The sequence below is a fragment of the Pseudomonas sp. MSSRFD41 genome (genome assembly GCF_014230245.1).
Taxonomy (GTDB): domain Bacteria; phylum Pseudomonadota; class Gammaproteobacteria; order Pseudomonadales; family Pseudomonadaceae; genus Aquipseudomonas; species Aquipseudomonas piscis.
The window spans coordinates 377,545-390,560 of record NZ_JACKZK010000001.1; the positions used below are offsets into that span (position 1 = coordinate 377,545).

11 protein-coding genes are annotated in these 13,016 nt (G+C 62.9%); 8 read left to right on the forward strand and 3 right to left on the reverse strand.

Going from position 1 to position 13,016, the window contains the following annotated elements:
* Positions 1–28: 28 nt before the first annotated feature.
* On the reverse strand, positions 29–637 hold the full coding sequence (locus tag H7A76_RS01805; RefSeq protein WP_185696941.1) for a DedA family protein: 609 nt from the start codon (positions 635–637) through the stop codon (positions 29–31).
* A 208-nt stretch (positions 638–845) separates the two neighbouring features.
* On the opposite strand from H7A76_RS01805, the gene hemB reads away from it, so the two are divergent.
* Together hemB and ppk1 are read left to right on the forward strand one after the other, a co-directional pair.
* The gene (gene hemB / locus H7A76_RS01810) at positions 846–1,859 is read left to right on the forward strand and encodes a porphobilinogen synthase (RefSeq protein ID WP_185696942.1); all 1,014 of its coding nucleotides are present in this window, start codon (positions 846–848) and stop codon (positions 1,857–1,859) included.
* Positions 1,860–1,877: 18 nt separating this feature from the next.
* The gene (gene ppk1, locus H7A76_RS01815; protein ID WP_185696943.1) at positions 1,878–4,097 is read left to right on the forward strand and encodes a polyphosphate kinase 1; all 2,220 of its coding nucleotides are present in this window, start codon (positions 1,878–1,880) and stop codon (positions 4,095–4,097) included.
* A gap of 72 nt (positions 4,098–4,169) precedes the next feature.
* Here ppk1 and ppx read toward each other — a convergent pair whose 3' ends face one another.
* Entirely contained in the window at positions 4,170–5,672 is a 1,503-nt protein-coding gene (ppx, locus tag H7A76_RS01820) for an exopolyphosphatase (RefSeq protein WP_053133736.1), read from the reverse strand.
* Between the two features lie 429 nt (positions 5,673–6,101).
* On the opposite strand from ppx, the gene trxA reads away from it, so the two are divergent.
* The 5 genes from trxA (at position 6,102) to H7A76_RS01845 (ending at position 11,351) form a co-directional block, all read left to right on the forward strand.
* Entirely contained in the window at positions 6,102–6,431 is a 330-nt protein-coding gene (trxA, locus tag H7A76_RS01825) for a thioredoxin TrxA (RefSeq protein WP_044465682.1), read from the forward strand.
* 246 nt (positions 6,432–6,677) lie between these two features.
* On the forward strand, positions 6,678–7,937 hold the full coding sequence (gene rho / locus H7A76_RS01830; protein ID WP_022641764.1) for a transcription termination factor Rho: 1,260 nt from the start codon (positions 6,678–6,680) through the stop codon (positions 7,935–7,937).
* A gap of 122 nt (positions 7,938–8,059) precedes the next feature.
* Positions 8,060–9,526 carry a 4-hydroxy-3-polyprenylbenzoate decarboxylase gene (gene ubiD / locus H7A76_RS01835; RefSeq protein WP_185696944.1) on the forward strand — a complete coding sequence of 489 codons (1,467 nt, stop codon included), beginning with the start codon at positions 8,060–8,062 and terminating at the stop codon, positions 9,524–9,526.
* Positions 9,526–10,494 carry a CDP-6-deoxy-delta-3,4-glucoseen reductase gene (locus H7A76_RS01840; RefSeq protein WP_185696945.1) on the forward strand — a complete coding sequence of 323 codons (969 nt, stop codon included), beginning with the start codon at positions 9,526–9,528 and terminating at the stop codon, positions 10,492–10,494. The genes ubiD and H7A76_RS01840 overlap by 1 nt, the downstream gene beginning before the upstream one ends.
* Positions 10,495–10,709: 215 nt before the next feature.
* Positions 10,710–11,351, forward strand: coding sequence for a gamma-glutamylcyclotransferase (locus H7A76_RS01845; RefSeq protein ID WP_185696946.1), 642 nt, complete (start codon positions 10,710–10,712; stop codon positions 11,349–11,351).
* Between the two features lie 19 nt (positions 11,352–11,370).
* On the opposite strand, the gene H7A76_RS01850 is transcribed toward H7A76_RS01845, so the two are convergent.
* The gene (locus H7A76_RS01850; RefSeq protein ID WP_185696947.1) at positions 11,371–12,348 is read right to left on the reverse strand and encodes an NADPH:quinone oxidoreductase family protein; all 978 of its coding nucleotides are present in this window, start codon (positions 12,346–12,348) and stop codon (positions 11,371–11,373) included.
* Positions 12,349–12,506: 158 nt separating this feature from the next.
* Here H7A76_RS01850 and H7A76_RS01855 point away from each other — a divergent pair, with 158 nt between their 5' ends.
* A complete protein-coding gene (locus H7A76_RS01855) occupies positions 12,507–12,914 on the forward strand; it encodes a flagellar basal body-associated protein FliL (protein ID WP_185696948.1) in 408 nt (135 codons plus the stop codon).
* Positions 12,915–13,016 lie beyond the last annotated feature (102 nt).

Genomic DNA, 13,016 nt, shown 5'->3' on the forward strand with positions numbered 1-13,016 from the left:
CCATGCCCGGACGCCGCGTAGGGGCCGCTTACTCGGCCGGCTTGTTGTGCTGCCCGGCTTGTTCGGCTTCGTAGATCTGCTTGGCCAGGCGGGCATTCTTGAAACGCCGCCGCAGCCACAGGCACAAGCCCAGTACCAGCAGGGCGCCCAGGACCCACAGCTCGTACTTCTTGATGCTGCCGAGCATGCCTTCCATGACGGCGCCGAAGTGGAAGGCTGCCTGCGCCAGGGCCACGGCCCAGATCGCCGCGCCAATGCCGTTGAGCAGCAGGTAGCGTCCTGGCGGATAGCCGGACAGGCCAATGGCCACCGGCATCACGGTGCGCAGGCCGTAGACGAAGCGGAAGCTCAACACCCAGATGTCCGGGTGCTTGCGAATGTGCTCCAGGGCCCGATCGCCCATCATCTGCCAGCGCGGCCTGCGCGCCAGCAACTTGCGGCCATGCTTGCGCCCCAGGAAGTACCACAGCTGGTCACCGGCATAGCTGCCGAAGAAGGCAACCACCATCACCAGGTTGATATCCATGTATCCACGGAACGCGAGAAACCCGGCTAGAACCAGAATGGTCTCGCCTTCGAAGAACGTGCCGAGAAAGAGGGCGAAGTAGCCGAAATCCTGAAGAAATTGTTGGAGCATTGTCTGGATGCTGGCGAAATGAACGCGCAGCCTACCCCTTCGACGGCGTTGGGGAAAGTATCGAAATGTGTCTCGACGTGAACATTTCCCCTCAATGACAATGTGTGTTGCTGTCGGTCAACAGCTTGAGCATAACCGTCATCTGTTCGTCATAATGCCCGCTTATAACTGTCACGCTCGCCCGCCAGCGCGGGCCATGGAGTCCGTCGTGAGCTTTACTCCCGCCAATCGCCTGTTTCCGGCCACTCGTCTGCGGCGTAACCGTCGCGATGATTTTTCCCGACGTCTGGTGCGCGAGAATCGCTTGAGCGTGGACGACCTGATCCTGCCGGTGTTCGTGCTCGACGGCGAGAATCGCCGTGAGGCGGTGGCCTCGATGCCCGGGGTCGAGCGCCTGAGCGTCGACCTGCTGCTGGAAGAGGCGGCGCACTGGGTCGAGCTGGGGATTCCCGCCCTGGCCCTGTTCCCGGTGACGCCCGGGGAACTCAAGTCCCTGGACGCTGCCGAAGCCTGGAACCCGAATGGCATCGCCCAGCGTGCCACCCGCGCCTTGCGCGAACGCTTCCCACACCTCGGGGTGATCACCGACGTCGCCCTGGACCCGTTCACCACCCACGGCCAGGACGGCATTCTCGATGCGCAGGGCTACGTGCAGAACGACGTCACCGTCGATGCCCTGGTGCGCCAGGCCCTGTCCCACGCCGAAGCCGGCGCCCAGGTGGTGGCACCCTCGGACATGATGGACGGTCGCGTCCAGGCGATCCGCGAAGCGCTGGAGCTGGCGGGCCATGTCAACGTGCGGATCATGGCCTATTCGGCCAAGTACGCCAGCGCCTACTACGGGCCTTTCCGCGATGCGGTGGGGTCGGCGCTGAACCTGGGCAAGGCCGACAAGGCCTCGTACCAGATGGACCCGGCCAATGCCGAGGAAGCCCTGCATGAAGTGGCGGCGGACCTGGCCGAAGGCGCGGACATGGTCATGGTCAAGCCGGGGATGCCTTACCTGGACATCCTCTGGCGGGTCAAGGACGCCTTCAAGGTGCCGACCTTCGTCTACCAGGTCAGCGGCGAGTACGCCATGCACATGGCGGCGATCCAGAATGGGTGGTTGGCCGAGGGGGTCGTTCTCGAGTCCCTGACTGCTTTTAAACGTGCAGGTGCCGATGGCATCCTGACTTACTTTGCCGTTCGTGCTGCTCAATTGTTACGAGAGCAAAAATAGCCCTCCCAGGAACACGCGATGAATACCGAAGGACTCACAGAAGTTGCCGTAAAAGAAGCCCAGCCAGTGGTCGAGCAAGTAGCCGAGACCCCGCCGGAGCTGGAGCCCGTTCCCGCGGCCCCGGCCACCGAGGCGCAACCGGTGCCGGCCATCGTCATCCCCAACCTGGACGACAGCAGCTTGTACATCCACCGCGAGCTGTCGCAACTGCAGTTCAATATCCGCGTGCTGGAGCAGGCGCTGGACGAGTCCTATCCACTGCTGGAGCGCCTGAAGTTCCTGCTGATCTTCTCCAGCAACCTGGACGAGTTCTTCGAGATCCGGGTCGCCGGCCTGAAGAAGCAGATCACCTTCGCCCGTGAGCAGGCTGGCGCCGACGGCCTGCAACCGCACCAGGCGCTGGCACGCATCAGCGACCTGGTGCACGGTCATGTGGATCGCCAGTACGCGATCCTCAACGACATCCTGTTGCCGGAGCTGGAGAAGCACCAGATCCGCTTCATCCGCCGCCGCTACTGGACCGCCAAGCTCAAGACCTGGGTCCGTCGCTACTTTCGCGACGAGATCGCGCCGATCATCACCCCCATCGGCCTGGACCCGACGCACCCCTTCCCGCTGCTGGTGAACAAGAGCCTGAACTTCATCGTCGAGCTGGAAGGCATCGACGCCTTCGGCCGCGACTCGGGCCTGGCGATCATCCCGGCCCCGCGCCTGTTGCCGCGGATCATCCGGGTACCGGAAGAGGTGGGCGGCCCTGGCGACAACTATGTGTTCCTGTCGTCGATGATCCATGCCCATGCCGATGACCTGTTCCAGGGCATGAAGGTAAAAGGCTGCTATCAGTTCCGCCTGACTCGAAACGCCGACCTGGCACTGGATTCCGAGGACGTCGAGGACCTGGCCCGTGCCCTGCGCGGCGAGCTGTTCTCCCGCCGCTACGGCGACGCGGTGCGCCTGGAAGTGGCCGATACCTGCCCCAAGCACCTGTCGGACTACCTGCTCAAGCAGTTCAACCTGCACGAGACCGAGCTCTACCAGGTCAATGGCCCGGTGAACCTCACGCGCCTGTTCAGCATCACCGGCCTGGACAGCCATCCGGAGCTGCAGCACCCGCCGTTCACCCCGCAGATTCCCAAGCTGCTGCAGAACAGCGAGAACATCTTCAGCGTCATCAGCAAGCAGGACATCCTGCTGCTGCATCCCTTCGAGTCCTTCACCCCGGTGATCGACCTGCTGCGCCAGGCCGCCAAGGATCCCCACGTGCTGGCGGTGCGCCAGACCCTGTACCGCTCCGGGGCCAACTCGGAGATCGTCGACGCCCTGGTGGATGCGGCGCGCAACGGCAAGGAGGTCACCGCGGTGATCGAACTGCGCGCGCGCTTCGACGAGGAGTCCAACCTGCAGATGGCCAGCCGCCTGCAAGCGGCCGGCGCGGTGGTGATCTATGGCGTGGTGGGCTTCAAGACCCACGCCAAGATGATGCTGATCCTGCGGCGCGAGCAGGGCGAGATCGTGCGTTATGCGCACCTGGGGACGGGTAACTACCACGCGGCCAACGCCCGCCTGTATACCGACTACAGCCTGCTGACTTCCGACGATGCCTTGTGCGAGGACGTCGGCAAGCTGTTCAGCCAGCTGATCGGCATGGGCAAGACCCTGCGCATGAAGAAGCTCATGCATGCGCCGTTCACCCTGAAGAAGGGCATGCTCGACATGATCGCCCGGGAGACCCAGTTCGCCCTGGACGGCAAGCCGGCGCACATCATCGCCAAGTTCAACTCGCTGACCGATCCGAAGATCATCCGCGCGCTGTACAAGGCCAGCCAGTCCGGCGTGCGCATCGACCTGGTGGTGCGTGGCATGTGCTGCCTGCGTCCGGGGATCGCCGGGGTGTCGCACAACATCCACGTGCGCTCGATCATCGGCCGCTTCCTGGAGCACACCCGGGTGTTCTACTTCCTCAACGGCGGCGAGGAGCAGATGTTCCTGTCCAGTGCCGACTGGATGGAGCGCAACCTCGACAAACGGGTCGAGACCTGCTTCCCGGTGGAGGGCAAGAAGCTGATCCTGCGGGTCAAGAAGGAGCTGGAGAGTTATCTCACCGATAACACCCACAGCTGGAGCCTGCAGTCCGACGGGCGCTATGTGCGCAACACGCCGACCGGCAACCAGAACCCGCGCAGTGCCCAGGCTACCTTACTGGAGCGCCTTGGCAGCCCGGTGTTGCCGGTGCGCTAGGTTCAGCCGGCGCCAATGCAAAAGGCCAGCCCGAGTGCTCGGGCTGGCCTTTTTGTTTGCCCGACGCTGGGCTCAGCTGACGTTGAGTACGATGCCGACCCGGGTCAGCCACTCGGCCTCGAGGGCGAAGTCCGCCTGGGTCAGCTGGTTTTCATCCAGCCAGTTGGCCGGGAACTTCACGTCCAGCTGGTCGCCGTTGGCGCTGAGCTGCACCTGGGGCATCTGCTGGGTACCGCGGATGTGGTGGAACAGGATGGCGAAGCGCAGCAGCACGCAGAGGCGGATCAGCTTGATGCCGTCGTCGCCGAACTCGGCGAACTTCTCCTTGGGAATGTTGCGCCGGTGACCGCGTACCAGCAGGGCCAGCATTTGCTGGTCCTCGCGGGAGAAGCCAGCTAGGTCCGAGTGTTCGATCAGGTAGGCGCCGTGCTTGTGGTAGTGGTAGTGGGCGATGTCCAGGCCCACTTCATGCACCTTGGCGGCCCAGCCCAGCAACTCGCGCCAGATGCCGTCTTCCAGGTCCCAGTCGGCCGCCACCTGGTCGAAGGAGCGCAAGGCCTTGCCTTCGACCCGCGAAGCCTGTTCCAGGTCCACGTGGTAGCGCTCCATCAGCGAGCCCAAGGTGCGTTCGCGGACGTCTTCATGGTGATGACGGCCCAGCAGGTCGTAGAGCACGCCTTCGCGCAGGGCGCCTTCGCAGTGATCCATGCGCTGCAGTTCCAGGGCATCGAAGATCGCCTCGAGGATCGCCAGGCCGGCCGGGAAGATGGCCCGGCGGTCGGGCTTGATGCCTTCGAAGTCGATCTTGTCGACGTCGCCGAGCTTGAACAGCTTGCGCTTGAGCCAGGCCAGGCCTTCGACGTTGATTTCGCCGCTGCCCTGGCCGCCGGCCTTGAGGGCCAGGCCGATGGCGCGAATGGTGCCGGAGGAGCCGATGGCTTCATCCCAGGTCAGGCGATGCAGCGCATGTTCGATGCTCATGATTTCCAGGCGTGCGGCGGTATAGGCCTGGGCATAGCGGGCCGGGGTGATCTTGCCGTCGCGGAAATAGCGTTGGGTGAAGCTCACGCAGCCCATCTGCAGGCTTTCGCGCAGCAGGGGCTCGAAGCGCTGGCCAATGATGAACTCGGTACTGCCGCCGCCGATGTCGGCCACCAGGCGCTTGCCGGGGGTGTCGGCGAGGGTATGGGAAACCCCGAGGTAGATCAGGCGCGCTTCTTCACGCCCGGAGATGACCTCCACCGGGTGACCGAGGATCTCCTCGGCCCGGCGAATGAACTCGCCGCGGTTGCGGGCTTCGCGCAGGGCGTTGGTGCCGACGATGCGCACGGTGCCCTGGGGCATGCCGTTGATCAGCTGGGCGAAACGCTTGAGGCAGTCGAGCCCGCGCTGCATGGATTCTTCGTTGAGCTGGCGCTCTTCATTGATGCCGGCAGCTAGCTGAACCTTTTCACCCAACCGCTCGAGAATGCGGATTTCACCGTTCCGGGCCTTGGCCACGACCATGTGAAAGCTGTTGGAGCCCAGATCGATCGCGGCGATCAGGGACAGATTCTTGGCTTGGGATTGGGGCATGGCTGGGGGTCTCGGTCGATAACCTCGCCATCCTGCCACGATCAACGGCTCGCGCCAACGCGCAGTGGCCAATGCGTTGATGCATCGCATGAAACCCTGCACCAGCCGATATTCCCGGATGCACCATGAGGGACTTGAGCGCGCTGGTGCTACCGCTCATCCGGTCGATATCCGCGCGCAGGAATGTCCGGGGGGCGCCTGGAACGCGCCGAAAGGCACATATGACGGCCTCGACGACATTAATAGGAGATGCCGCGCGAAGATGTCTCGGCTTTTATAGGCAGGCGCGGAATTCTCGCTTTGCGCCAGGCTGAGCTATACCCAAACTCAAGGGGCACCATAGTGAGAGTCAATCAGCTGCGGCTTCCTGAACGCAGGAAGGGCAGATATGATGGGCCACGTTTTTTTGCTTACAACCTGGAGAATTCCATGAGCAGCGATCTCATCAAACACGTCAGCGACGCCAGCTTCGAGACCGATGTACTCAAGGCCGAGGGCGCTGTACTGGTCGACTACTGGGCTGAGTGGTGCGGTCCATGCAAAATGATCGCTCCGGTTCTGGACGAAATTGCCGAGACCTACAAGGGCAAGCTCACCGTTGCCAAACTGAACATCGACGAGAACCAGGAAACCCCGGCCAAGCATGGCGTACGTGGTATCCCGACCCTGATGCTGTTCAAGAACGGTAACGTCGAAGCCACCAAGGTCGGTGCGCTGTCGAAGTCGCAACTGGCGGCTTTCCTCGACGCCAACATCTGAACCTGGGTTTCAGCATGTTAGAAAAGGCCCCGCAAAATGCGGGGCTTTTTCGTAATTGAGGGCTAGACGCTCCGAAACTCAGGTGTTACATTCGGCCCCGCACTGGTTTCTCCAATGCCCCCTGCAAGCCGTCGCCGACGCTCTCCTTTTCGAATAAGTACGCGATCCTGTCGCCTTCTCCGCGGCGCGGCCTCATTAAGCCAAAAGCTTAATTTCCCCCTCTATAAATGATTACGTCATTCCTATATGAATCTGACTGAACTCAAGCAAAAGCCGATTACCGAACTGCTCGAATTGGCCGAACAGATGGGCATAGAAAATATGGCCCGTTCGCGCAAGCAGGACGTGATTTTCTCCCTGCTGAAAAAGCACGCGAAAAGCGGTGAGGAAATCTCCGGTGATGGCGTGCTGGAGATCCTCCAGGACGGCTTCGGCTTCCTTCGCTCCTCCGATGCCTCCTACCTGGCCGGGCCGGACGATATCTATGTGTCGCCAAGCCAGATCCGTCGCTTCAACTTGCGCACCGGTGACACCATCGTTGGCAAGATCCGCCCTCCGAAGGAAGGCGAGCGCTACTTCGCGCTGCTCAAGGTCGATACCATCAACTACGACCGCCCCGAGAACGCCAAGAACAAGATCCTGTTCGAGAACTTGACCCCGCTGTTCCCCAACGATCGCCTGAAGATGGAGGCCGGCAACGGCTCCACCGAAGACCTCACCGGCCGTGTCATCGACCTGTGCGCCCCGATCGGCAAGGGCCAGCGCGGCCTGATCGTCGCTCCGCCGAAAGCGGGTAAAACGATCATGCTGCAGAACATCGCGGCCAACATCACCCGCAACAACCCCGAGTGCCACCTGATCGTCCTGCTGATCGACGAGCGTCCGGAAGAAGTGACCGAGATGCAGCGCACCGTGCGCGGCGAAGTGGTTGCCTCCACCTTCGATGAGCCGCCAACCCGCCACGTGCAAGTGGCCGAGATGGTGATCGAGAAGGCCAAGCGCCTGGTCGAGCACAAGAAGGACGTGGTGATCCTGCTGGACTCCATCACCCGCCTGGCCCGTGCCTACAACACCGTGATCCCGAGCTCTGGCAAGGTCCTGACCGGTGGTGTCGATGCCCACGCCCTGGAGAAACCCAAGCGTTTCTTCGGCGCCGCGCGGAACATCGAGGAAGGCGGCTCGCTGACCATCATCGCCACCGCGCTGGTCGAGACCGGCTCGAAGATGGACGAAGTGATCTACGAAGAGTTCAAGGGTACCGGCAACATGGAACTGCCCCTGGACCGTCGCATCGCCGAGAAGCGCGTATTCCCGGCCATCAACATCAACAAGTCCGGTACCCGCCGCGAAGAGCTGCTGACGGCCGACGACGAGCTGCAGCGCATGTGGATCCTGCGCAAGCTGCTGCATCCGATGGATGAAGTCGCCGCCATCGAGTTCCTGGTCGACAAGCTGAAGCAGACCAAGACCAACGATGAATTCTTCCTGTCGATGAAGCGCAAGTAACATCGGCGGGTCGAGCGAAAGCCGGGGCAACCCGGCTTTTTGCTGTCTGCACTTTGGCCATTGCGGCCTGAACGGCGCTACACTCTGCACCCCGACCGATACGGCCAACACGAGGCTCTTGCATGCAGTATCGCGATTTGCGCGACTTCATTCGTGGCCTGGAACAGCGCGGTGAACTCAAGCGCATCCAGGTTCCCATCTCTCCTGTCCTGGAAATGACCGAAGTCTGCGACCGCACCCTGCGCGCCAAGGGCCCGGCGCTGCTGTTCGAAAAACCCACGGGTTTCGACATCCCGGTGCTGGGCAACCTGTTCGGCACCCCCGAGCGGGTGGCCATGGGCATGGGCGCCGAGTCCACCGATGAATTGCGCGAGATCGGCAAGCTGCTGGCCTTCCTCAAGGAGCCCGAGCCGCCCAAGGGCCTGAAGGATGCCTGGTCCAAGCTGCCGATCTTCAAGAAGGTCGTGTCGATGGCGCCGAAGGTAGTCAAGGACGCGGTGTGCCAGGAGGTGGTGGTCGAGGGCGACGATGTCGACCTTTCGCAGTTGCCGATCCAGCATTGCTGGCCGGGCGACGTGGCGCCACTGATCACCTGGGGCCTGACGGTGACCCGCGGACCGAACAAGGACCGGCAAAACCTGGGCATCTATCGGCAACAGGTGATTGGGCGCAACAAGGTGATCATGCGCTGGTTGAGCCACCGTGGCGGCGCGCTGGATTACCGCGAGTGGTGCGAAAAGCACCCGGGCCAGCCGTTCCCGGTCTCCGTGGCCCTGGGGGCCGACCCGGCCACCATCCTCGGCGCCGTGACCCCGGTGCCGGACACGCTCTCCGAGTACGCCTTCGCCGGCCTGCTGCGGGGTAACCGCACCGAGCTGGTGAAGTGCCGTGGCAATGACCTGCAGGTCCCGGCTACCGCCGAGATCATCCTCGAGGGCGTGATCCATCCGGGTGAAACGGCCCCGGAAGGCCCCTACGGCGACCACACCGGCTACTACAACGAAGTGGACAGCTTCCCGGTGTTCACCGTGGAACGCATCACCCATCGCACCAAGCCGATCTACCACAGCACCTACACCGGGCGTCCGCCGGATGAGCCGGCGATCCTCGGCGTGGCGCTGAACGAAGTGTTCGTGCCGATCCTGCAGAAGCAATTCCCGGAGATCACCGACTTCTACCTGCCGCCCGAGGGCTGCTCGTACCGCATGGCGGTGGTGACCATGAAGAAACAGTACCCGGGCCACGCCAAGCGCGTAATGCTCGGCGTGTGGTCGTTCCTGCGACAGTTCATGTACACCAAGTTCGTTATCGTCACCGACGACGATATCAACGCCAGGGACTGGAACGACGTGATCTGGGCCATCACCACGCGCATGGATCCCAAGCGCGACACGGTGATGATCGACAACACCCCGATCGACTACCTCGACTTCGCCTCGCCGGTATCCGGCCTGGGCTCGAAGATGGGGCTGGACGCCACTCACAAGTGGCCTGGAGAAACCACCAGAGAGTGGGGGCGGGTCATCGTCAAGGATGAGGCGGTCACCCGCCGGATCGATGCCATCTGGAATCAATTAGGAATAGATTGATGCGTGTAACCTTGCAGCCCTCCGGAGCAGTGCTAGAGACACTGCCCGGCGAGCGTATTCTCGATGCGGCGAGGCGCCTGGGCTATGACTGCCCCCAGAGTTGCCGCAATGGCAACTGCCACGTCTGCGCCGCCCTGTTGGTGGAAGGCAGTGTGCGGCAGGCCGGCGATGTGCGTGACCACGGCGAGCTCTACACTTGTATCGCGGAGCCGCTGCAAGATTGCATAGTGTTGTGGGACGGCGTCCTTGCGCTGGGAGAGTTGCCGGTGCGCAGCCTGTCGTGTCAGCTCGTTGAATGCCTGGAAGTCGGCGGTGATGTCTGGCGTGTCCGGCTGCGGGCGCCGGCGGGCAAGCCACCGCGCTACCACGCCGGCCAATATTTGCTGCTGGAGCGGGACAACGGCGAGAAGTCGGCGTTTTCCCTGGCCTCGGCGCCTCACTGCGGGCGTGAACTGGAGCTGCATGTGCTGGCCCGGGAAAACAGCGCGCAAAGCCTGATGGAACAACTGCAGCGCAACGGCATGGCACGGGTCGAGCTGCCGTTTGGCGACACCCACCTGGCCGAGCTGCCCGATGGCCCGCTGGTGCTGATCGCCGCCGGTACCGGCATGGCGCAGATGCACAGCCTGATCGAGCATTGCCGGGCCAAGGGTTTCAAGCACCCGGTGCACCTGTACTGGGGGGTACGCCGGCCCGAGGACTTCTACCAGCTGGAGCACTGGGATCAGTGGCAGCAACTGCCCAACCTCTACCTGCACAAGGTGGTCAGCGACCTGTGTGGCTGGGAAGGGCGCTGCGGCATGCTGCATGAGGCCGTGCGCGAGGACATCGACGACCTGTCGTCGGTGCATGTCTATGCCAGCGGTTCGCCGGCAATGATCTATGCCACCCTCGACGCCCTGGTGAGCGCCGGCATGGACGCCCACCAGATGCGCGCGGATGTATTCGCCTACGCCCCGCGTTCCTGATCCTGCCGACCCTGCTCTGCACGTTATAACTTGCTATATAGCCTATCGATATTTATCTAATTTGATAAATATCGGTAGGTTATATACCTGTCCTTAAAGTTAAGTGGCCTTAGTTGTTTTTACTTAACTTGTCTTGTAACTCATGTGTCTTGTAGTTACTGCCGGGCGTTCTATTAAGTAACTTCTTTTTCGCGGGGAGCTGAACGCTATTCGCCATGACCGCCCTTGAATCCAGCTACCTGAACCTGGCTTACCCTCCGCGGCTCGATCTCGGGCCGCAGCTGACCCACGAACAACTGCGCAGCTCCATGCAAGCCACTATGGCCAGGCACCAGGGTGGGCCGGTCTGGTTGTTCGCCTATGGTTCGCTGATCTGGCGCCCTGAGTGTTCGGCGGTCGAGCGGGTACGCGGGCGGGTACATGGCTATCACCGAGGCCTGTACCTGTGGTCCCACGAGCACCGGGGAACCCCCGAGCGGCCGGGCCTGGTCTTCGGCCTGGACCGTGGCGGCTCCTGCAGTGGTTTTGCCTACCGATTGTCGGAGGAGTGCCTGGAAGATTCGCTGTATGCCCTGTGGCAGCGGGAAATGCCTTATCCCTCCTACCGCCCGCACTGGCTCAACTGCCGCCTCGAAGATGGTAACCAGGTCCAGGCGCTGGGGTTCGTGCTGGAGCGGCACCTGCCCAGCTACGCCGGCAACCTGCCGGACCACGTGCTGAACCAGGTGTTCGAAAGCGCTTGTGGGCGGTACGGCACCACCCGCGACTATGTCGAGCAGACTGTCCAGGCCCTGCGCAGCCACGCCATGCCGGATCGCAACCTGGAGGCGCGGCTCAAGCGTTGCAAGGCCTGCTGAGGACGCAGCTCCTGGCGGCTCAGCGTACCTGCACCACCACCTTGCCCACGGCCTTGCGCTGGCCGAGGTCGTCGATGGCCCGGGCCGCCTCGGCCAGGGGATAGACCTGGGACACCAGGGGCTTGAGCTTGCCTTCGGCGTGCCAGGCGAACAGTTGCTGGAAGTTCGCCGCGTTGTCCTGGGGCTGGCGCTGGGCGAAGGAGCCCCAGAACACGCCCACCACCGCAGCGCCCTTGAGCAGGGCCAGGTTCACCGGCAGTTCAGGGATGCGCCCGCTGGCGAAACCCACCACCAGCAGCCGGCCGTTCCAGGCGATGGAGCGGATGGCCTGGTCGAACAGGTCGCCGCCCACCGGGTCGTAGATCACATCGGCGCCATTGCCGCCGGTCAGGCGCTTGATCTCGTCCTTGAGGCTGGCCTCGCTGTAGTTGACCAGCTCGTCGGCACCGGCGGCCTTGGCCACCGCGAGTTTCTCGGCGCTGCTGGCGGCGGCGATCACCCGCGCGCCCATGGCCTTGCCGATCTCCACCGCCGCCAGGCCGACGCCACCCGAGGCGCCGAGCACCAGCAGGGTTTCGCCGGGCTGTAGGTTGGCCCGTTGCCTGAGGGCGTGCATCGAGGTGCCGTAGGTCATGCTGAAGGCCGCGGCGGTGTTGAAGTCCATGGCCTGGGGAATCGGCAGCACGTTATAGCCCGGCACCGCCACCTGCTCGGCGAAACTGCCCCAACCGGTCAGCGCCATGACCCGGTCGCCGGCCTTGAGATGGCTGACCTTCTCGCCCACTGCACTGACCACGCCGGCCGCCTCGCCACCGGGGGAGAAGGGGAACGGTGGCTTGAACTGGTACTTGCCCTCGATGATCAGGGTGTCCGGGAAGTTGACCCCGGCGGCATGCACGTCCAGCAGGATCTCGTTCTTCTTCGGCACTGGGCTTGCGACCTCTTCCAGCACCAGCGTTTCGGCGGGGCCGAACACTTTGCACAGCACGGCTTTCATCAGGGCTATTCCTTTGGGAGTGGTGGCCGATAAGTGTAGGAGCGTGAACCAGGTGGTCAACGAGCATGCCCGGCCCTGATAGCCAGCCATAAGCTTGTGCTTGGGCTCAGGCTGGCGGGCCTTTATGCTAGGCCGCAAACCGGATTAAGGAGCGAATTGTGAAAGCGTGGATCATGTTGCTGCTGGCCCTCTCCCTGCCCGTGGCAGCGATGGCCGAAGAGGCTAAAGAAGGCGAAGCGCCGAAAGTCAGCTATATCAGCCTGAACCCCCCCTTCGTGGGCAACTACGGCCTGGATGGCGGTCCCAAGCTCAAGGTCTACAAGGCCGACGTGGCCCTGCGGGTGACCGGCGATCCGGCGGCCCAGGCGGTCAAGGCCAACGAGCCGTTGATCCGCAACCAGCTGGTGGCGTTGTTCGCCCTGCAGACTGCCGAGACCATGAACAATGTCGAGGCCAAGGAAAAACTGCGCCAGGAAGCCCTCAAGCAGGTGCAACAGGTGATGAACGACGAGACCGGCAAACCGGTGGTCGAGGACCTGCTGTTCAACAACCTGATCATCCAGTAATGCTCGATCCGTAGGAGCGAGGCTTGCCCGCGATAGCGCTATCGCGGCCCCCGCCAAATTCCAGCCTGACGGCTGATCGCGAACAAGCTTCGCTCCTGCATG